Genomic DNA, 18,563 nt, shown 5'->3' with positions numbered 1-18,563 from the left:
ATTGTGTTTGTCAGTGATTTGAAGAGAATCAAGACCGCTTCGCTGTTAGAACCAAGAATCAAGACACAAACCTCAAAATATTTAAAACATAGCTTTTATAATTTTATATCTAGTAGGAAATTCGTATTTGTTAGCATTTAACAAAACTGAAAAATGAGGACATGATGAATTTAACCTTGATAATTATTTATCAGCCATAACTTTTGAAGGCCGACGAAGTTTTTAATCGGACAACAATAATAATTTATTGGGATATTAAGATTTTGGAGGTGTATTTGGGCTCATAGAGCGCTAACCTGTCTGTCCGTTCAGGCGGTTGACGCTGATTTTGCGGATTTCTACTAATAGAACGCAGATGACGCTGATTTTGGCTGATTTTCACGGATTTATTTGGGCATAAATCGGATTAATTGCTTAGATTTTAAGTTGTGATTTAGATCCTACCCGTTCCACAAGCGCGTTAGTACTTAATTCTTTGTACTTAATTCTAATTAATTCCTGCATCTGCCCAACATTTTATGCTTTACGATTCCAATAAATGGTTTTAAGCATATTCTTATAAAAATAGTTTGCTATTTTTACACAAAATTATATCATGGCCATAAAAAGACATCTTCCCAATATCATTACGCTCCTCAATTTATTTTCAGGTAGTATCGCAGTTTTATTAGCGGTACAAAACTATTTTGTGGGTGCGGCCCTATTTATGTTTTTAGGGATCTTTTTTGATTTTTTTGACGGACTTCTCGCCCGAAAATTAAATGTACAGAGTGAATTGGGTCTCCAGTTAGATTCTTTAGCAGATATGGTCACCAGTGGATTGGTGCCTGGAGTGGTTATGTTTAAGCTTTTGAATATGTCTTTAGGAACTCCGGTTTCTGAAAACTCTGAAGCGCTTTGGAGCAGCACCAACTTATTTGAAGGTCTGCATCATTATGCGCCTTTAGCCTTTGTGGGCTTTTTTATTACGCTGGCTTCTGCCTATCGTTTGGCTAAATTTAATTTGGATGAAGATCAGCAGTCTTCTTTTAAAGGATTGCCGACCCCGGCCAACGCCCTTCTGATCGTGTCGTTGCCATTGATTATGGAGTTTCAAAATAGTGATGCCATTAATGCATTTATTTTGAATCCGTGGTTTTTGATAGTGATGACGGTTTTGAGTTGCTATATCCTCAATTCAAGTGTCAACTTATTTGCATTAAAATTTAAGGATTGGAGTTTTAAATCGAATGCGGTACGTTATATTTTCATCATTTTAAGTGTGATCTTTATTGTTCTTTTCAAGTTTTTGGCAATCCCAATCATTATTGTTTTTTATGTTTTATTGTCTTTATTTTCGAAATCACTGACGAAATAAGAGATTCTTATACTTAATTTAACAAGCGCAGTCTAATACCTAATTCACATAAATAGATGGCTTCAGGATTTTTTGCACTTTTAGATGATATTGGAGCACTTATGGATGACGTGGCATCCATGGCTAAAATTTCTACAAAAAAAACAGCCGGAATTCTGGGTGATGATTTGGCCGTTAATGCTGAAAAGGCTTCAGGATTTGTGGCCTCTCGAGAACTACCTGTTTTATGGGCCATTACGAAAGGCTCTTTTGTTAATAAACTCATTATACTGCCGGTGGCCTTTTTGTTAAGTGCCTTTTTACCTGTTGCCGTTACAGTGGTTTTGATATTGGGAGGAATTTATTTGGCTTACGAAGGTGCCGAAAAAGTTTATGAATATTTGGTGCCGCATCATCATAAAACAGAAAATGTATCGAAGGAGAATCTTAGTGAGGGGGAAATTTTGGAACTTGAAAAATCAAAAATTAAATCGGCCGTTGTTACTGATTTCATTTTATCCGTAGAAATCGTGATTATTGCTTTGGGCAGTGTCATGGGGATTCCACTTCTCAATCAAATTTTAGTGGTTACCATCGTAGCTTTGATTGCAACGGTTGGGGTTTATGGGATTGTAGCTTTAATTGTGAGAATGGACGATTTTGGTTATAGTTTGATAAACTTCAACGATAAAGATAAAAGTATATCAGACTTTTTTGGACATTTGTTGGTCAACGCCTTGCCTTGGGTTATCAAAAGTTTAGGCGTTATTGGTACCATTGCTTTATTGCTTGTCGCTGGTGGTATTTTTATCCATAATCTAGATTTTCTGCATCATTTTTTAGAAACTTGGCCTTCCCTTATCAGAGAGTTTATTGTGGGTGTCGCTTTTGGATTTGTGGCTCTGTTGGTTTTTGCTGGGATTAAAAAGGTTGTTGGATTGATTAGGAAGTGAGTTTTTGTTATATGAAGTTGTTGGTGGAAAACACCAACAACGGCGAAGATATCATAGGTTGGCAGTAAGTTACGATTTTAAGAAAGCTTCGGTTTAATTTTGTATTTTAGTTAAAATAAAAAGACTATGGAAACACTTAAATTAAGGAGGAAACTGATTAGGCAATTTGAGGTCATGATAAAAAATGATGATAAACTCAAGGCTTTGGAAGGTGTTTTTGACGCTTTAGATTCTTCTGAATCAATTTCTAAAGTTCCAGATGAGCACTATGATTTAATCAGTGAACATCGTGAGCAATATTGGAATGGTGCTGTTGAAGGGAAGAGTTGGGAAGAGGTGAAGCGAAGTCTGAATTCTAAGTATGGATTATAGTTTAGTGATTCTTCCACTTGCGCAGAAAGAAATTGACACTGCATTAGGTTGGTACGAATCCAAACAAAAAGGAGTAGGAGTAGAGTTTTTAGCTTATTTGGAAAGTTATTTTTTGGCACTTAGAAGGTGGTGCTATTTTTTAAATAAAAAGAGGACCCTGTTTTAGAGAGTTGCCATTGAAAAAATTTCCGTTCGTGATTATTTATGAAATCAGAGCCAATGAAATAATCGTTTTCTCAGTATTCAACACCTATCAAGATCCAAACAAGAAATTAATATGATCCAAAAAAGGTTCAGCCTTTAAAAGTGCAACTTCTTTTTACGTAATTCAAAATTCTGACCCAAATATACTTTACGTACCATTTCATCTTCGGCCAATTCTTCAGGTTTTCCGGCTTTTAGAATATTACCTTCAAACATCAAATAGGTTCTATCCGTAATGGCCAAGGTTTCTTGAACGTTATGGTCAGTGATTAAAATGCCAATATTCTTTTTGGTCAGTTGCGCGACGATGCGTTGAATGTCTTCAACCGCCACAGGATCCACCCCGGCAAAAGGCTCATCCAATAAAATAAAGTTAGGATTTGTGGCTAAGGCACGTGCGATTTCTGTACGTCGGCGTTCGCCACCTGATAATAAATCGCCTCTACTTTTACGGATATGGCCCAATCCAAATTCGTCGATCAAAGATTCCATTTTATCCTGCTGCTCTTTTTTTGACAGTTTGGTCATCTGCAACACGCTTAATATATTGTCCTCGATACTTAATTTTCTAAAAACCGAAGCTTCCTGCGCTAAATAACCAATCCCGTGCTGGGCACGTTTGTACATTGGGAATTTCGTGATTTCCTGATTATCCAGAAAAATTTTGCCGCCATTGGGTTTAATTAGGCCAACAATCATATAAAATGACGTGGTTTTACCAGCACCATTTGGGCCGAGTAAGCCTACAATTTCTCCTTGATTGACTTCTAATGAAACATCCTTGACCACTTGACGGCCACCGTAGGACTTCATTAAATTTGTTGCGCTTAATTTCATAGATATAATTGATTGGTTAAAAATAGTATAATCCTTTCGGACAGTTATTAAACCAATTTTTTTTTATAATAAGTTTAATTTTGGGCCTCCAAAGCTTCCCAGAATTCGTACGCCCGACGTAAATGTGGAATCACGATTGTGCCTCCAACCAAGGTCGCAATTCCAAGCGCTTCGTTGATTTCGGCTTTTGTGAGACCTTGCTTATAGCTCGTTTCCAAATGGTATGCAATGCAATCGTCACATCGCAACACCGCAGAAGCTACCAAGCCAAGTAATTCTTTGGTTTTGACATCCAGAGCACCTTCCGCGTAAGCGTTGGTATCTAAATTAAAAATACGTTTAATGATTTTATTGTTGTCATCACCCAAAATTTTATCATTCATTTTGGTGCGGTACTCATTAAATTCTTTGACAATATCAGACATGTTTTTTGATTTTATTTCCCTCTTTTCGGGATTGGTTTCTAACTACAATGGCAGAAATATAAATACTTACTTGATATAATATGAGGATAGGAATCGCCACAATGACCTGACTTGCCACATCAGGAGGCGTGATGATCGCCGATAGTATAAGGATAATCACCAGAGCATATTTTCTATATTTTTTAAGCATTTGAGGATTAACGACTCCAATTTTGGTTAAAAAATAGATAATTATGGGCAGCTCAAATACCAAGCCCGCAGCAATAGATGCCGAGCGGACTAAACTGATATAGGAACTGATGTCAAATTGGTTGCTCACTTGACTACTAACCGAATAGGTGCCCAAAAAGTTAATGGAAAGTGGCGTAATGACGTAATAGCCAAATAACACCCCTAAAAAGAATAGTAAAGACGATACAACAATAAAGCCACGTGAGCTTTTGCGTTCGTTTTCCAATAATCCTGGACTTATGAATTTCCATAACTGATAGATGATATAAGGGAATGCAATAATGAAACCCGCATAGATAGACGTCCATATATCGGCTGAAAATTGGCCTCCCATGGTTCTACTTTGAATGGTGAACGGAAATTCATCGGCGCAAAATGTAGAATCGACATTTAAAAAGGTCGATAATTTACAGAGATATTTATAAGTCGGGAAATCCATACTTTTTGGCCCAAAAATAATGACGTCAAAGATCCATCTTGAAAAAATGAATGCGCCAGTTCCGGCTATAACGATGCTTAAAGTGATCCTGATTAAGTGCCAACGTAAATCTTCAAGATGATCCAAAAAGGACATCTCATTGGAGGTTTTTTTTGCCATTAGATGATGCCTTCTTTGATAAGGTCGTGGATATGTACTACACCCGCATAGTTACCTTCGTTTTCTACTAAAAGTTGAGAAATGCCATTGGTCTCCATAAGTTCTTTCGCGTCAACAGCCATGGCATTGTCATCAATCCGTTTGGGATTTGAACTCATAATGTCTTTTGCAGTGAAGTGGATGAAAGCATCACTCTTAGTAAGCATCCGTCTTAAATCGCCGTCTGTGATGATGCCGACGATTTTGTTGTTTTCTACCACCGCGGTAACGCCCAACATTTTTTCTGAAATCTCAACAATGACCTGTTTTACATTCGTGTTTAAGCCTACTTGTGGCTTTTCATTCATGGATGACAAGTCGCTAACGCGCATATATAAACGTTTGCCTAAAGCTCCTCCCGGATGATATTTTGCGAAATCCTTGCTTGAGAACCCTCTTAAATCCACCAGACAGATAGCAAGAGCATCGCCCATAACCAATTGTGCTGTGGTGCTGGTTGTAGGTGCCAAATTATTTGGGCAGGCTTCCTGTTCAACATAAGTGTTTAAAACATAATCTGCTTGTTGGCCTAAAAACGAGGTAATATTACCGGTAATGGCAATCATTTTGTTTTTGGCATTCTTAATTAAGGGTACCAACACTTTTATTTCGGGAGTATTTCCACTTTTAGAAATGCAAATGACCACATCATCCTGCAAAATAAGTCCTAAATCGCCGTGAATGGCATCTGCAGCATGCATAAAAACGGCTGGTGTGCCTGTCGAATTTAAAGTGGCAACAATTTTATTGGCAATTATGGCGCTTTTTCCAATGCCTGTAATAATGACTCTGCCTTTTGATTTGTATATGAGTTCTACGGCATTAGCAAAATCATCAGTCAATAAAGTGGCAAGATTGGAGATGGCTGAACTCTCTAAGTCGATGGTTTTTTTAGCAGTATTTAAGATGGAATTTTTAATATTCAAAATTTATTGATTTTTGGGTTTGATGCTTGTAAAGAATTTTAGTATCTTTATTCCTATGCAAATGTATATAAAATACTAATAGGGATTAATGGGTAAAGAAGAAATTGACTTACATGCAGAACTAAAAAAATACTTTGGATTTTCCAGATTCAAAGGTCTTCAGGAAAGCGTTATAAAGAGTTTAGTAAAAGGAGAAAATACTTTCGTAATCATGCCAACAGGCGGCGGAAAGTCATTGTGTTATCAATTGCCAGCACTGATTGAGGAGGGTACAGCCATTATTGTATCGCCGTTAATTGCACTTATGAAAAATCAGGTGGATGCCATTAGAGCGGTGTCCCAACATCATGGGGTTGCCCATGTACTGAATTCGTCATTGAACAAAACCGAAATTAAACAGGTTAAGGAGGATATTAAAAGTGGGATTACAAAACTGCTTTATGTGGCTCCGGAATCTTTGACCAAAGAAGAGAATGTTGAATTTTTACGATCGGTAAAAATCTCTTTTATGGCCGTCGATGAGGCGCATTGTATCAGTGAATGGGGGCACGATTTTAGACCTGAATATCGAAATCTGAGACATATTATAAAGCGTATTGGCGACAACATTCCTATTATAGGATTGACGGCCACGGCGACTCCTAAAGTTCAGGAAGATATTCTTAAAAGTTTGGACATTACCGATGCCAATACGTTTAAGGCCTCCTTTAATAGACCAAATCTTTATTATGAGGTGCGTCCAAAGACCAAAGCCGTAGATTCTGATATCATCCGATTTGTAAAACAAAATGAAGGGAAATCAGGTATTATCTACTGTTTGAGTCGTAAACGTGTTGAAGAATTAGCGCAGGTTCTCCAGGTCAATGGCATTAAAGCGGTGCCTTATCACGCTGGATTGGATGCGAAAACCAGGGTCAAACATCAGGATATGTTTTTGATGGAAGACGTGGATGTGGTCGTTGCTACGATTGCTTTCGGGATGGGGATTGATAAGCCCGATGTGCGTTTCGTGATTCATCATGACATTCCAAAAAGTATAGAAAGTTATTACCAGGAAACAGGACGTGCAGGGCGCGATGGTGGCGAAGGTCATTGCTTGGCGTTTTATGCCTACAAGGACATTGAGAAATTAGAAAAATTCATGTCTGGTAAACCTGTGGCTGAACAGGAAATAGGGCATGCCTTACTTCAAGAGGTGGTTGCCTTTGCGGAAAGTTCCATGTCAAGACGGAAATTCATCCTTCATTATTTTGGGGAAGAATTTGATAACGAAACTGGCGATGGTGGCGATATGGATGACAATGTTCGTTTTCCTAAAAAACAGCACGAAGCACAGGAGGATGTTGTGATTTTATTGGATACGGTAGCCCAAACGAACGATAAATATAAATCAAAGGATTTAGTACATGTGATCACAGGAAAATCGAACGCCTTGATTGTGTCGCATAAAACAGATACGATGCCGTTTTTCGGAATTGGACAACATGAGGATAAACGCTATTGGATGGCCATGATCCGTCAGGTTTTAGTGGCTGGATTGTTGAAAAAAGATATCGAAACTTATGGCGTTTTGCGATTAACTGAAAGTGGTCGGGATTTCTTGAAATCACCACACTCTTTTATGATGTCTGAAGATCATGTGTTTGATGATTCTACAGATGACAGCATCATAACGGCTTCAAAAGGAGAAGGAGCCGTAGCTGATGAACGTTTGATGGGCATGTTGAAAGATTTAAGAAAGCGTAATGCCAAAAAATTAGGTGTGCCACCGTTTGTGATTTTTCAAGATCCTTCCTTGGAAGATATGGCCCTAAAATACCCAATTACTTTAGAAGAATTAGGCAATGTGCATGGTGTAGGGGATGGAAAGGCCAAAAAATATGGCAAAGATTTCATTGCGCTCATTGCCGAATATGTTGAGGAAAATGATATCATTAGACCCGACGATTTGGTGGTTAAAAGCACGGGAATGAACTCCGCTTTAAAGCTTTATATCATTCAAAATATTGATCGAAAATTGCCTTTAGATGATATTGCGTCCGCTAAAGGGATGAGTATGAGGGATTTCATAAAGGAGTTGGAGGCGATTGTCTATTCAGGAACCAAATTGAATATTAATTACTGGATCGATGATATTTTAGATGAGGAGCAGCAAGAAGAAATCCATGATTATTTTATGGACTCAAAAACTGATAAAATCGATGTGGCGATAGATGTCTTTGATGGCGATTACGATGATGAAGAATTACGATTATACCGTATTAAATTTATTAGTGACGTAGCGAATTAAGTGATCAGTCTTCAGTTGGCAGTCTTCAGTCGACAGTATTAAGTGCTTAGACTGCCGGTACCATAAAGTGTTATAAATAATGACAACTGTTCTGACGAGAATGGAACGCTGACCTGCCCGTCCGTTCAGGCGGGCGACGCTGATGTTTTATGATTTAATCAGACGTGAATCCATCTACAAGAGATAGATTTTAGGAATTGAAATGATTAGTTCTTTGGGAGTTTTAAATATTTCTACTCTGCGTCTCCGCGGCTCTGCGAGAACTATACTCTAGCGCGCTCTTGACACGGATTTACACGGAATGCTGAGTGTTATTACACAGAGGTTCGCAGAGATTACACGGAGATACACGGAGATACACGGAGAATTTTGATTATTGTGGAACTGTAACTAATCCCTCATTCTTAATACCTTTTTCCTTTGCGCCTTCGCAACTCTGCGTGCTATTTATTTCTCTTTCAGATTTTGAACGTCTTCTGCCAAGACTTCAACTTCCAACTCCACATCTGCTGATTTTTCATCTACAAGTTCCTGATCCGTTAGTTCTTGATCATAATCGCCCTCAATAATAGAAAATTTTACGTGGTTCTTTTTAGCAATCACTTCGATGCTTTCAATGGCTGTTCTTGAAATTTTTGAAATATCTTGATGATCGATTTCGAAATCAATTCGGGTGATATTTCGATTGGGGATATTTGAGGATTCAGATTCTAGTTCCATGGAGTCCGAACTAAGCTCCAATGTAAAGTCGCCACCATTTACAATTAATTTTGCCCCTTGGAAGGTTTTTACTTTAAAAGTGCCGATGATAATCGTTTTGAAATAATGATAGCCTGCCAATTCACTTAAGCCGGCATAAAGGACATTCGTTTCTGAGAGGGCAAAAGGATTGCCATCCACATCATTAATAATTGCTTCTGTAAAAGCATCGTTATTTGGTTTGTCGGCACTCTTGCTTTCGCTAAAAGCAGACTTTAACTTTGTGATAAAAGACTTCATGTATTTAATTTTTGTAAAACTAAACTTATAAAATAGAAATTCCAAAATCTAAATATTCCAAAGCATAGGTAGAATATGGAATCCTGAAATTGTACAGGGATTGCTTTGTGAAACTTATTGGTACCAAGTTTAGTTAATACTATTTTCTTTAGTGCATAGGTTTAGCTTCTAATAATTTTTGACACGAATTTCACGAATTTTCACAAACTTTATCGTACACTAAAAATGAATACTCAAATTTTTCAATATAAATTTCACGAATGTATCAGACTTTTAAACCTCAAACCTTCTCCCTCAAAGCTTCTCCCTCACACCTCAAACCTCATTCCTAATCGGCAATTAATTATATTTGTATAAAACACCGTCATATCATGATTTTTATAGAAAACGAAGGCAATACCAATCCGAAACTTAACTTGGCTTTGGAGGAATATGCATTGCGGAATTTTAGTGCCGAAAATGATTATTTACTGTTCTACATTAATGAGCCGTCCATCATTATAGGTCGGAATCAAAATACTTTAGAGGAGATCAACCATAACTATGTTGAAGATCACAATATACATATTGTAAGACGCGTGACTGGTGGCGGAGCGGTATATCATGATTTTGGTAATCTTAATTTTAGTTTCATAACCAATCATGATGTGAAGAGTTTGAGTAATTTCAAGAAATTCACGGCTCCTGTCATAAAGGTTTTGAACAATTCGGGTCTTGATGCCGAGTTGAAAGGTAGAAACGATATTGAGGTTAATGACAGGAAGATTTCGGGCACTGCACAGTTTTCTACGGGCAAGCGGATGGTGAGCCACGGCACCTTGCTATTCAATACCGATTTGGGTGAAGTCGTCAATGCGCTCAACGTAAAAATGAGTAAGATTCAATCGAAAGGTCATAAATCCGTACGCAGTCGAGTGGCGAATATCTCTGAGTTTTTAAAGTCGCCTATGGATATTCAGGAATTCCGACAATTATTGCTGGAAGGACTTTATGAGGAAAGCGAACCTTTTGAAAGCTACCATCTCACACCTGAAGAATGGAAGGCAGTCCACCAATTAAAAGAGGAGAAATATGACACTTGGGACTGGAACTATGGCCGTTCGCCAAAATTCAATGTTCAACGTACCAAACGTTTTCCGATTGGGGAAATCGATCTTCGGATTTTTGTTGAAAAAGGACATATCAAGGATTTTAAAATCTTTGGCGATTTCTTCGGAAAGGAGCCGGTGGAACAACTCGAACAGCTTATAATCGGAGTGCGGTATGAGTTGGAAGATATTGCTGAAATATTACAAGATGTTGATATCAAGGAATACTTTGGAGACCTTCCGAAAGCTGATTTTATCGAATTAATTTATGGGGAGGATTAGTGATGAGTTTTCAGTTGGCAGTGTTCAGTCTTCAGTCATCAGTCTCAGTTTTTAACTTATTAATAAACTGATGGTCAGGGTATCTTATGGGAATAATAAATAATAAGAATAGAAAATAGAAATTCGAATAAATCACATGAAAAAAGGCCGTAATATAAATTACGGCCTTTTTTTATGTTTTTAATGTCGTGATTATTCCACGATAAACTGACCTTTCATTAAGGCATAATGGCCTGGGAAAGTACACATGAATGTGTAAGTTCCTGGCTCAGTTGGAGCGTCAAATTCAATAGTGTCAGATTGGCCACCACCAATCATTTTAGTATGAGCAATGATTTTATTGGCCATATCAGCAGGGATATAGTCGTTATCTTTAGCCATTGCGGCAGCATTACCAATTGTAGCTACATCAGCATCTTTGGCAAGCAAGGCCCAGTTGTGGCCCATTACTGCTTTATCCATTTTACCGACATGTTTCAAGGTAAGTTTTACTTTTTCACCCGCTTTTACGCGAATTTCAGTTTTGTTGAATTTCATTTGATCATTACCCTCGATGACAATAACGCCCTCTTTGGTGTCAGTTGATGCCGCAGGGAATGCTGGTCTCTCAACTTTTGTTTCAGTTTTTTGATCTTTTTTGTTGTCGCCACAGCTAAATGCAAGAGCAACTAAGAATACGAATACAATTTTTTTCATCTTAAAATTAATTTAGATTGATTTTAAACTATTTACAAATTTAAGGGCAATTTGTAGAATAGCAAAATCATTCGTCTGATTTTTTTTACAGATTTTTACCAAATAGTTACAATACTCACACCTTATTCCTCACACCTAAACCCTAATTTGTGAATCATTTTTCGCAATCAATTTGTATCTTTGTAGCTTCAAATAAAAACAAGAAACAATGCAAGACGGTTTATATGCAAAATTCATCACTAATAAAGGTGATGTTTTGGTTAATTTAGAATACAAAAGAACACCGGGAACGGTTGGTAATTTTGTTGCTTTGGCAGAAGGGAATTTAGAGAACTCTTCAAAACCACAAGGCACACCTTATTATGATGGTTTAAAATTTCACCGTGTGATTCCTGATTTCATGATTCAAGGTGGTTGTCCACAAGGCACGGGTACTGGTGATCCAGGTTATAAATTTGACGACGAGTTCCATCAGGATCTACGTCATGATACGCCAGGCATTTTGTCAATGGCCAATTCAGGACCAGGATCAAACGGCAGTCAATTTTTTATTACCCATATCGCGACGCCTTGGCTAGATGACAAACACACTGTTTTTGGTAACGTTGTGGAAGGTCAGGATGTGGTTGATGCTATTGTTCAAGGCGATTTAATCGAAAAGATTGAGATTGTTAGACAAGGAGCAGAAGCTGAAGACTTCAATGCGGTAGAGGCTTTCAGAATTTTTGAGGGTTCAAGAGAAAAACGGATTGCTGCAGAACGCCAAGCAAAAGAAGCAGAACTTGATCAATTGGCAGCAGGATTTGAGCAAACGGAAAGTGGTTTGCGATACAAAATCATTCATAAAGGAGACGGGAAAGCAGCGGTTAAAGGTAAGACCGTTTCTGTACATTATAAAGGTCAGTTGGCCGATGGGACTGTTTTTGACTCCTCATACAAACGTAAAGATCCGTTAGAGTTTCAAGTGGGTGTAGGTCAGGTCATCTCTGGATGGGATGAAGGCATTTGCTTATTAAACGTAGGTGATAAGGCACGTTTGGTTATCCCGAGTGATTTAGGCTATGGTGCACAAGGTGCCGGTGGCGTGATTCCTCCAAATGCCATCTTGGTGTTTGATGTGGAATTGATGGATGTGAAGTAAGCAGAGAACCAATCCCGATGAAATCGGGATTGCGTGAATCGCTTATGCTGAGCTTGTCGAAGCATTTTGATAAGCTTGAAGCACGAAGCACGAAGCTTGAAGTTAGAAGTAAAAAAATGCAACCTTCCAATGCTATTTTGGATGGGTTGCTTTTTTTTTGTTATGAGTTTTTCTCACTTTTGATTTATTCAGAATTCACGTGTATGTGATGCTGTTTTAGAGCAACTTGATGAGCTTGAAGCTTGAAGCTTGAAGCACGAAGCACGGAGCAGGGAGCACGGAGCACGAAGTTAGAAGTTAGAAGTAAAAAAATGCAACCTGCCAATGCTATTTTGGATGGGTTGCTTTTTTTTTTGTTTTGTGTTTTTCTCACTTTTGATTTATTCCGAATACACTTGTACGTGATGCGGTTTTAGAGCAGTTTGATGAGCTTGAAGCACGAAGCACGAAGCTTGAAGTTAGAAGTAAAAAAAAGCAATCTTCCAATGCTGTTTTGGATGGGTTGCTTTTTTTTTGTTATGTGTTTATCTCACTTTTGATTTATTCAGAATACACGTGTATGTGATGCTGTTTTAGAGCAACTTGATGAGCTTGAAGCTTGAAGCACGGAGCACGGAGCACGAAGCACGAAGTTTGAAGTAAAAAAAGCAACCTTCCAATGCTATTTTGGATGGGTTGCTTTTTTTTTTTGTTATGAGTTTTTCTCACTTTTGATTTATTCAGAATTCACGTGTATGTGATGCGGTTTTAGAGCAATTTGATGAGCTTGAAGCTTGAAGCACGAAGCACGGTGCACGGAGCACGGAGCACGAAGTTAGAAGTAAAAAAATGCAACCTTCCAATGCTATTTTGGATGGGTTGCTTTTTTTTTGTTATGAGTTTTTCTCACTTTTGATTTATTCAGAATACACCTGCCCACGATGAGGCTTTAAAGCGTCCCGTAAAGGTTTCATCTCATCTTCAGAGACCACTAAGAAAGCAATCGCATGAAATTCATTTAGGGCTTCAAAACCAGTGATGGGATCTTTGTGATTTTTTGCGTCCATATATTCTTTTAAATGGATGGCGTGATGTTCTGCTGTTTTTATGCCGTCGGGACCTTTAAAATCCCAGATTAATTTTAGTTTACGCATGGTTAACGGAAATTCCTTTTTCTACAAAGTTCTTGTAATCTTTCATGTAAAGCAACGACTGTTTCTTAAATGTTTTTGGCATTAACCAAAGCATGAGATGCATCTTGAAGTTCAAAGGCATAAACTCATTGATACTGATCCATCTGGTAAAGTTTTCAGGAGTTGCTTCAAAATAATTCTCTTGAAGGTTGCTCATTCCTTCTGTTGAATAAGTGCCATGAACTTCGTTCGGTAAGTTTTTATAAGTAATGGTTTCAATAAGAGGAATCTGGCTTTTTCCAATTTTGAACTTCATTTTCATTTTTGAACCGAAGGCTCTTGGCGTTCCGGATATATGTTCAACGCTAATCAATCCACGTTGCCAATGTTTCAAGTTTTCTGTGGCGTCGAACTTTTCAATGCACGTCTCTAGAGGTGCTTTAATCAGTATGTCAAGAGTATATTTCATAGAATAAATAAACTAGTAGGAAATATTTTAAATAAAGATACACGGTTTTCACAATGTAGAGCCGTCTCATAGTTCAACAGATAAAAAATACTGTTGAGAGGTTGTTGGCAAGGATGATGAGGATTATATGAGGCAAAAGACCAAGGTTTCAATATCCTGAGTCCTAATTATTTTCCATGGATTCATATACTAAACACAGATGTGCTTCGTTTGAAAAAAAGCATCTTGTTTAATGCACTAATTATATTATTTTTGCAACCATGTCAATTTATTTTTAACAAAAAGAGAAGCGGTTCTTTTAAACATATTGGGCACCCCTCATCTTACAATGAAAATATCAAATAGCATAATGAAATTAAAAGTCAGTTTATTACTGCTTTGGCTAACCACCTTTGCAAATGCACAAATATCTTCTAAAGAAGTTTTGTTAAGCATTGATGACGAACCAATCAAAGCCGAAGAATTTATCAGGATTTACAATAAAAATTTAGACTTGGTAAAAGATGAAAGTCAGAAAGATGTTGATGGGTATCTGAAGTTGTTCGTCAACTATCAATTAAAAATAAAAGAAGCCCGTCGCATGGGGTTGGATAAGGATCCTAAATATATCAAGGAATTTTCATCGTATAAAAATCAGTTGGTTAAAAACTTTCTGTCCGATTCAAAAGTGACTGAAGCCTTAATGAAGGAAGCTTATGACAGAATGGGCTATGACATCAAAGCCTCGCATATTTTAATCCGTTTGGACGAAAACGAAACTGATACCTTGAAAGTGTATCAGGAATTGATGAAATTGCGAGATCGCGTTATTAAGGAAGGTTTTGAGCCTGTAAAGAATGATGTACATGATGGCAAGACTATTTTTGCTGAAGATTTAGGTTATTTCTCTGCTTTTAAAATGGTTTATGAATTTGAAAATGCAGCTTACAACACGCCAGTGGGCGATATTTCCAAACCTTTTAGAACTCGTTTTGGTTACCATATCGTAAATGTGGAAGATAAACGTGCTTCACAAGGCGAGGTTACTGTTGCGCACATCATGATAACATCCAGTGAAAACGATAGTATTCCAGATCCTGAGAAACGCATTAATGAAATTTATAAAAGGATTAAACAAGGTGAGAATTTTGAATCCTTGGCCAAACAATTTTCTGACGATCAAAGTTCTGCCAGTAATGGTGGAAAATTGGCTCCTTTCACAAGTGGACAATTAAGTGCTCCTGAGTTTGAAAAAGCGGCTTTTGGGTTGAATGCCGTTGGAGACTATTCAAAACCATTTAAAACCAATTATGGGTGGCATATTGTAAAGCTTTTGGATAAAACAGAGCCACTTCCCTATGATGATGTTAAGTTTGACATCGAAAATAAAATTCAGCGGGATTCGCGTTCGAGTTTAATCAATACCTCATTGGCAAATGACTTAAGAGCGAAATATCAAATCGTCGTCAATCCTAATGCGAAGGGGTATTTTGAGTCTATTTTAAATGCTAACTTTTTCAATCGCGCATGGGTGTTGCCTAAAAACTTCACAAAAGATCAAATCTTATTGACCATTAAAAAGGACACGATAAAATATAATGATTTTGGACAACGTTTACTGAGTATTCAAAACGTGTATGTCGGTCAGAAAATGCCTTTTAAAACAGTCATTGAAAAGGAATATAAAAACTTCGAAGAAGCTGCTATTTTAAAATATCATGAAGATAATTTAGAGTTTGAAAATGTGGATTATGCTCAAATATTAGGAGAGTATAGAGACGGCCTCTTGTTGTTTGACCTCATGGAAAAAGAAGTTTGGAATGCGGCCGCATCAGATAGTATTGGGCTGCAGAAATATTACAGGGCACATAAGGACGACTATTATTGGGATGATCGTGTAGATGTTGATATGGCAACTTCAGCTAAGGATGCTGATATTAAGGCTGTTGCTAGACTTTGGAGAAGAGGAAAAACATCTGAAGAAATCAGCAAAGAACTCAATACCGATAAGGAGCAAAAAGTCATGTTTACCAAAGGAATTAAACCTTCAAACGATCCAAGTTTCCCTAGTGAAGGGTTGGTTAGAACAGGACTTTCAAAAACATACCATTACAATGATGCTTATCATATAGTAAAGGTCAATGCATTGTTGCCGAAAACAAATAAGACCTTTGATGAGGCAAAAGGTAAAATTATCAGTGATTATCAAAACACTTTAGAAGCCGATTGGTTGAAAACTCTCCATGAGCGCTATGAAGTTAAGGTAAATGCTGATGTGTTACAAAAAGTAAAATCTCAAATTGAAGAACAAAACAAAGTTGATTAAAAAAGCGGTTTATATTCTCGTCGGATGTTGTTTTCTGATCTCTTGTGATTTTTTCAAGCGAACTGATGATCGCATACCTATTGCCCGAGTTGGAGAATCTTATCTTTATATGGACGATGTTAAAGATTTGGTAGCAGAAGGAACTTCTGTAGAAGACAGTACACTTTTAGTCAATGGTTTTATAACCCGATGGGCCACGCAGCTGTTGTTGGTGGACGGCGCAAAAAGAAACCTGCCCGAGAACATCCAAAATGATTTCAATAAACTGATCAATCAATATCGCAATGATTTGTTTACGAAAGCCTATGTGGAAGCCTTGGTAAAAAGGAATATTGATACCGCAATTTCTTTATCTGAAGCAAAAAATGTTTATGAGAGCAATAAGGAATCCTTTAAACTTAATGAGGAATTGATTAAGCTGAGATATCTTAATGTTGCTCAAAATGCATTGAATAGGGATGATGTTGAAAAACGTTTCAAAAGATTTGACAAAAAAGATAAAAGATTTCTCGATTCCATAGCCGTTCAGTTCAAATCCTATTCCTTAAACGATTCTCTTTGGGTCAGGGCCTCTCAGGTCGTAGAGAAGATTCCGGTGTTGAATGCCGATAACAAAAAAGAACTGTTAAAAAAATCTAATTTTATACAACTCAAAGATTCATTAGGCCTATATTTGATCCAAATTAATGAGGTCCTGCAACATAATGATTATGCACCGTTGGAATATGTAAGGCCAACGGTCAATCAAATCGTAATCAATCGTAGAAAATTAGAACTCATCAAGCAATTTGAAAAAGATATCACAAGAGATGCCATCAAAAACAATCAATTTGAAATTTACAACTAACCTTAAGCTTGCCTTAACCTTTGTTGTCCTATTATCCTATACGTTTACTTCTGCTCAAGAAATTATTGACGATGCCGTTGTGAAAAAGCAAGTCATAAAGGACACGTCTACTCACAAACGCGTTAAAATAGACGGAGTCGTTGCCGTTGTTGGCGATTATATTGTTTTGGATTCGGATCTCGACAAACAATTTGCTCAGTTGGAAGCCTCTGGTGTTTCTAAGTCAGATATGCCAACCCGTTGCCAATTGTTTGGGAAATTATTGGAAGATAAATTGTATGCCCATCATGCCGTACAAGATAGTATTGTGGTCAATGATTTGGAAATCCGCTCTCAAGTAGATCAACAATTCAATTATATTTTGGAGCAAATGGATGGCAGCTTGCCGAGAATGCTTAAGTTTTATAACAAAGATTCCGAACAAAGTTTACGTGATGAGATGTTTGCAATCAACAAGGATCAGCAACTTGCAGGTAAAATGAAAGAGAAAATCGTTAAAGATATTGAGGTCACTCCTGAAGAAGTGAGACAGTATTTTAATGATATTCCTAAAGACGAACGTCCATTTTTTGGTACGGAGTTAAAGGTGGCGCAAATTGTTGTGATTCCTAAAATTTCTGATGTTGAAAAACAGAAAGTAATCGATAGACTAAAAGAGTTTAAGGCTGATATTCAGGAACGTGGAGCAAGTTTTACTTCAAAAGTAGTTTTATATACCGATGATGTTTTGTCTCGTAAAACAGGAGGATTATATACCTTAAATAGAAAGCGTCCACAAATGGTAAAGGAATTTAATGATGTGGCTTTCTCTTTGCAGGAAGGTGAGATATCTGATCCTTTCGAAACTGATTTTGGATATCATATTATTTATTTAGAAAAAATAAGAGGTCAAGAGTATGACGTGCGCCATATCTTATTGCGTCCAGAAGTAACTCAGGCAGCCATCAAGGAAGCTAAGGAAAAAATTGATTTGATCCGTAAGCGTATTGTGGAAGGCGAAATTACTTTTAGCCAAGCGGCAAGAGAGTTTAGCGATGAAGATGAAACCAAAAATGACGGCGGACAATTGATCAACCCAAGAACTCAAGATTATAGTTTTGAGTTGACTAAAATGGATCCAGAGCTTTATACGCAAATTCAGAGTTTAAAGGACGATGAGGTCAGTTTAGTGCTTCAAGATGAAGACCGTGTCAATCCAATTAAATTCAAAATTCTTACGGTTACAGGTAGAGTTAATGAACACGAAGCTGATTTTGCCAAAGATTACTTGAAGATTAAAAATTTAACAGAACAGGACGAGCAATTTAAGGCCATTGAAAAATGGGTTAATGAGAAAATCATGGATACTTATATCAATATTAATGGCGAGTACAGAGATTGTGAGTTCAATAGTAATTGGTTAAAAAAGTAATA

General features: G+C 37.3%; 17 protein-coding genes. 9 read left to right on the top strand and 8 right to left on the bottom strand.

Translation table 11 applies throughout. The features are described 5' to 3' along the window. Positions 1–595: 595 nt before the first annotated feature. The 3 genes from ACOH2D_RS06665 to ACOH2D_RS06655 all read left to right on the top strand — a co-directional run bounded on the left by ACOH2D_RS06665 (position 596) and on the right by ACOH2D_RS06655 (position 2,661). Positions 596–1,357, top strand: coding sequence for a CDP-alcohol phosphatidyltransferase family protein (locus ACOH2D_RS06665; RefSeq protein ID WP_449534765.1), 762 nt, complete (start codon positions 596–598; stop codon positions 1,355–1,357). Between the two features lie 56 nt (positions 1,358–1,413). Further along, positions 1,414–2,289: a DUF808 domain-containing protein gene (locus ACOH2D_RS06660; protein WP_449534764.1), complete on the top strand. Its 876-nt coding sequence runs from the start codon at positions 1,414–1,416 to the stop codon at positions 2,287–2,289. A 126-nt stretch (positions 2,290–2,415) separates the two neighbouring features. After that, entirely contained in the window at positions 2,416–2,661 is a 246-nt protein-coding gene (locus tag ACOH2D_RS06655; RefSeq protein ID WP_348036559.1) for an addiction module protein, read from the top strand. A 300-nt stretch (positions 2,662–2,961) separates the two neighbouring features. Here the strand turns inward: ACOH2D_RS06655 and lptB are convergent, their stop codons facing one another. From lptB to ACOH2D_RS06635, 4 genes are all read right to left on the bottom strand, one after another. Beyond that, positions 2,962–3,702, bottom strand: coding sequence for an LPS export ABC transporter ATP-binding protein (lptB, locus tag ACOH2D_RS06650; protein ID WP_348036557.1), 741 nt, complete (start codon positions 3,700–3,702; stop codon positions 2,962–2,964). Between the two features lie 74 nt (positions 3,703–3,776). Beyond that, the gene (locus tag ACOH2D_RS06645) at positions 3,777–4,127 is read right to left on the bottom strand and encodes a carboxymuconolactone decarboxylase family protein (RefSeq protein WP_348036556.1); all 351 of its coding nucleotides are present in this window, start codon (positions 4,125–4,127) and stop codon (positions 3,777–3,779) included. Further along, on the bottom strand, positions 4,120–4,956 hold the full coding sequence (tatC, locus tag ACOH2D_RS06640) for a twin-arginine translocase subunit TatC (protein WP_449534763.1): 837 nt from the start codon (positions 4,954–4,956) through the stop codon (positions 4,120–4,122). The genes ACOH2D_RS06645 and tatC overlap by 8 nt, the downstream gene beginning before the upstream one ends. Continuing rightward, positions 4,956–5,921, bottom strand: a complete 966-nt coding sequence (locus ACOH2D_RS06635; protein WP_348035054.1) for a KpsF/GutQ family sugar-phosphate isomerase — start codon at positions 5,919–5,921, stop codon at positions 4,956–4,958. The genes tatC and ACOH2D_RS06635 overlap by 1 nt, the downstream gene beginning before the upstream one ends. A gap of 88 nt (positions 5,922–6,009) precedes the next feature. On the opposite strand from ACOH2D_RS06635, the gene recQ reads away from it, so the two are divergent. Then, entirely contained in the window at positions 6,010–8,211 is a 2,202-nt protein-coding gene (gene recQ / locus ACOH2D_RS06630) for a DNA helicase RecQ (RefSeq protein ID WP_348035053.1), read from the top strand. A gap of 447 nt (positions 8,212–8,658) precedes the next feature. On the opposite strand, the gene ACOH2D_RS06625 is transcribed toward recQ, so the two are convergent. Next, the gene (locus ACOH2D_RS06625) at positions 8,659–9,210 is read right to left on the bottom strand and encodes a hypothetical protein (RefSeq protein WP_449534762.1); all 552 of its coding nucleotides are present in this window, start codon (positions 9,208–9,210) and stop codon (positions 8,659–8,661) included. Positions 9,211–9,581: 371 nt separating this feature from the next. On the opposite strand from ACOH2D_RS06625, the gene lplA reads away from it, so the two are divergent. Continuing rightward, entirely contained in the window at positions 9,582–10,580 is a 999-nt protein-coding gene (lplA, locus tag ACOH2D_RS06620) for a lipoate--protein ligase (protein ID WP_449534761.1), read from the top strand. Positions 10,581–10,772: 192 nt separating this feature from the next. On the opposite strand, the gene azu is transcribed toward lplA, so the two are convergent. Continuing rightward, complete coding sequence (azu, locus tag ACOH2D_RS06615; protein ID WP_449534760.1) at positions 10,773–11,276, bottom strand: azurin; 504 nt, start codon at positions 11,274–11,276, stop codon at positions 10,773–10,775. Positions 11,277–11,484: 208 nt separating this feature from the next. Between azu and ACOH2D_RS06610 the strand changes: the two genes are divergently transcribed. After that, positions 11,485–12,417 carry a peptidylprolyl isomerase gene (locus tag ACOH2D_RS06610; RefSeq protein ID WP_348035025.1) on the top strand — a complete coding sequence of 311 codons (933 nt, stop codon included), beginning with the start codon at positions 11,485–11,487 and terminating at the stop codon, positions 12,415–12,417. 896 nt (positions 12,418–13,313) lie between these two features. On the opposite strand, the gene ACOH2D_RS06605 is transcribed toward ACOH2D_RS06610, so the two are convergent. Then, positions 13,314–13,550, bottom strand: coding sequence for a hypothetical protein (locus tag ACOH2D_RS06605; protein ID WP_449534759.1), 237 nt, complete (start codon positions 13,548–13,550; stop codon positions 13,314–13,316). After that, positions 13,543–13,998, bottom strand: a complete 456-nt coding sequence (locus ACOH2D_RS06600; protein ID WP_449534758.1) for an SRPBCC family protein — start codon at positions 13,996–13,998, stop codon at positions 13,543–13,545. Before ACOH2D_RS06600 ends, ACOH2D_RS06605 begins: the two co-directional genes overlap by 8 nt. A 349-nt stretch (positions 13,999–14,347) precedes the next feature. On the opposite strand from ACOH2D_RS06600, the gene ACOH2D_RS06595 reads away from it, so the two are divergent. The 3 genes from ACOH2D_RS06595 to ACOH2D_RS06585 are packed head-to-tail and all read left to right on the top strand — an operon-like array spanning position 14,348 to position 18,561. Continuing rightward, positions 14,348–16,303, top strand: a complete 1,956-nt coding sequence (locus ACOH2D_RS06595; RefSeq protein ID WP_449534757.1) for a peptidylprolyl isomerase — start codon at positions 14,348–14,350, stop codon at positions 16,301–16,303. Next, on the top strand, positions 16,278–17,150 hold the full coding sequence (locus tag ACOH2D_RS06590; RefSeq protein ID WP_348035021.1) for a peptidyl-prolyl cis-trans isomerase: 873 nt from the start codon (positions 16,278–16,280) through the stop codon (positions 17,148–17,150). The genes ACOH2D_RS06595 and ACOH2D_RS06590 overlap by 26 nt, the downstream gene beginning before the upstream one ends. Then, positions 17,134–18,561, top strand: coding sequence for a peptidylprolyl isomerase (locus ACOH2D_RS06585; protein WP_449534756.1), 1,428 nt, complete (start codon positions 17,134–17,136; stop codon positions 18,559–18,561). Before ACOH2D_RS06590 ends, ACOH2D_RS06585 begins: the two co-directional genes overlap by 17 nt. Positions 18,562–18,563: the final 2 nt, after the last annotated feature.

It is taken from the genome of Gelidibacter sp., assembly GCF_053579655.1.
Note: the sequence above shows the minus strand (reverse complement) of the source record. Positions and strands in the feature narration are given on the sequence as shown.

Coding starts and splice junctions, on each gene's coding strand:
- lplA (WP_449534761.1), top strand. CDS start 9,582: ATGATTTTTATAGAAAACGAAGGCAATACCAATCCGAAACTTAACTTG.
- tatC (WP_449534763.1), bottom strand. CDS start 4,956: ATGGCAAAAAAAACCTCCAATGAGATGTCCTTTTTGGATCATCTTGAA.
- ACOH2D_RS06665 (WP_449534765.1), top strand. CDS start 596: ATGGCCATAAAAAGACATCTTCCCAATATCATTACGCTCCTCAATTTA.
- ACOH2D_RS06600 (WP_449534758.1), bottom strand. CDS start 13,998: ATGAAATATACTCTTGACATACTGATTAAAGCACCTCTAGAGACGTGC.
- lptB (WP_348036557.1), bottom strand. CDS start 3,702: ATGAAATTAAGCGCAACAAATTTAATGAAGTCCTACGGTGGCCGTCAA.
- ACOH2D_RS06610 (WP_348035025.1), top strand. CDS start 11,485: ATGCAAGACGGTTTATATGCAAAATTCATCACTAATAAAGGTGATGTT.
- ACOH2D_RS06645 (WP_348036556.1), bottom strand. CDS start 4,127: ATGTCTGATATTGTCAAAGAATTTAATGAGTACCGCACCAAAATGAAT.
- ACOH2D_RS06625 (WP_449534762.1), bottom strand. CDS start 9,210: ATGAAGTCTTTTATCACAAAGTTAAAGTCTGCTTTTAGCGAAAGCAAG.
- azu (WP_449534760.1), bottom strand. CDS start 11,276: ATGAAAAAAATTGTATTCGTATTCTTAGTTGCTCTTGCATTTAGCTGT.
- ACOH2D_RS06595 (WP_449534757.1), top strand. CDS start 14,348: ATGAAATTAAAAGTCAGTTTATTACTGCTTTGGCTAACCACCTTTGCA.
- ACOH2D_RS06655 (WP_348036559.1), top strand. CDS start 2,416: ATGGAAACACTTAAATTAAGGAGGAAACTGATTAGGCAATTTGAGGTC.
- ACOH2D_RS06660 (WP_449534764.1), top strand. CDS start 1,414: ATGGCTTCAGGATTTTTTGCACTTTTAGATGATATTGGAGCACTTATG.
- ACOH2D_RS06605 (WP_449534759.1), bottom strand. CDS start 13,550: ATGCGTAAACTAAAATTAATCTGGGATTTTAAAGGTCCCGACGGCATA.
- recQ (WP_348035053.1), top strand. CDS start 6,010: ATGGGTAAAGAAGAAATTGACTTACATGCAGAACTAAAAAAATACTTT.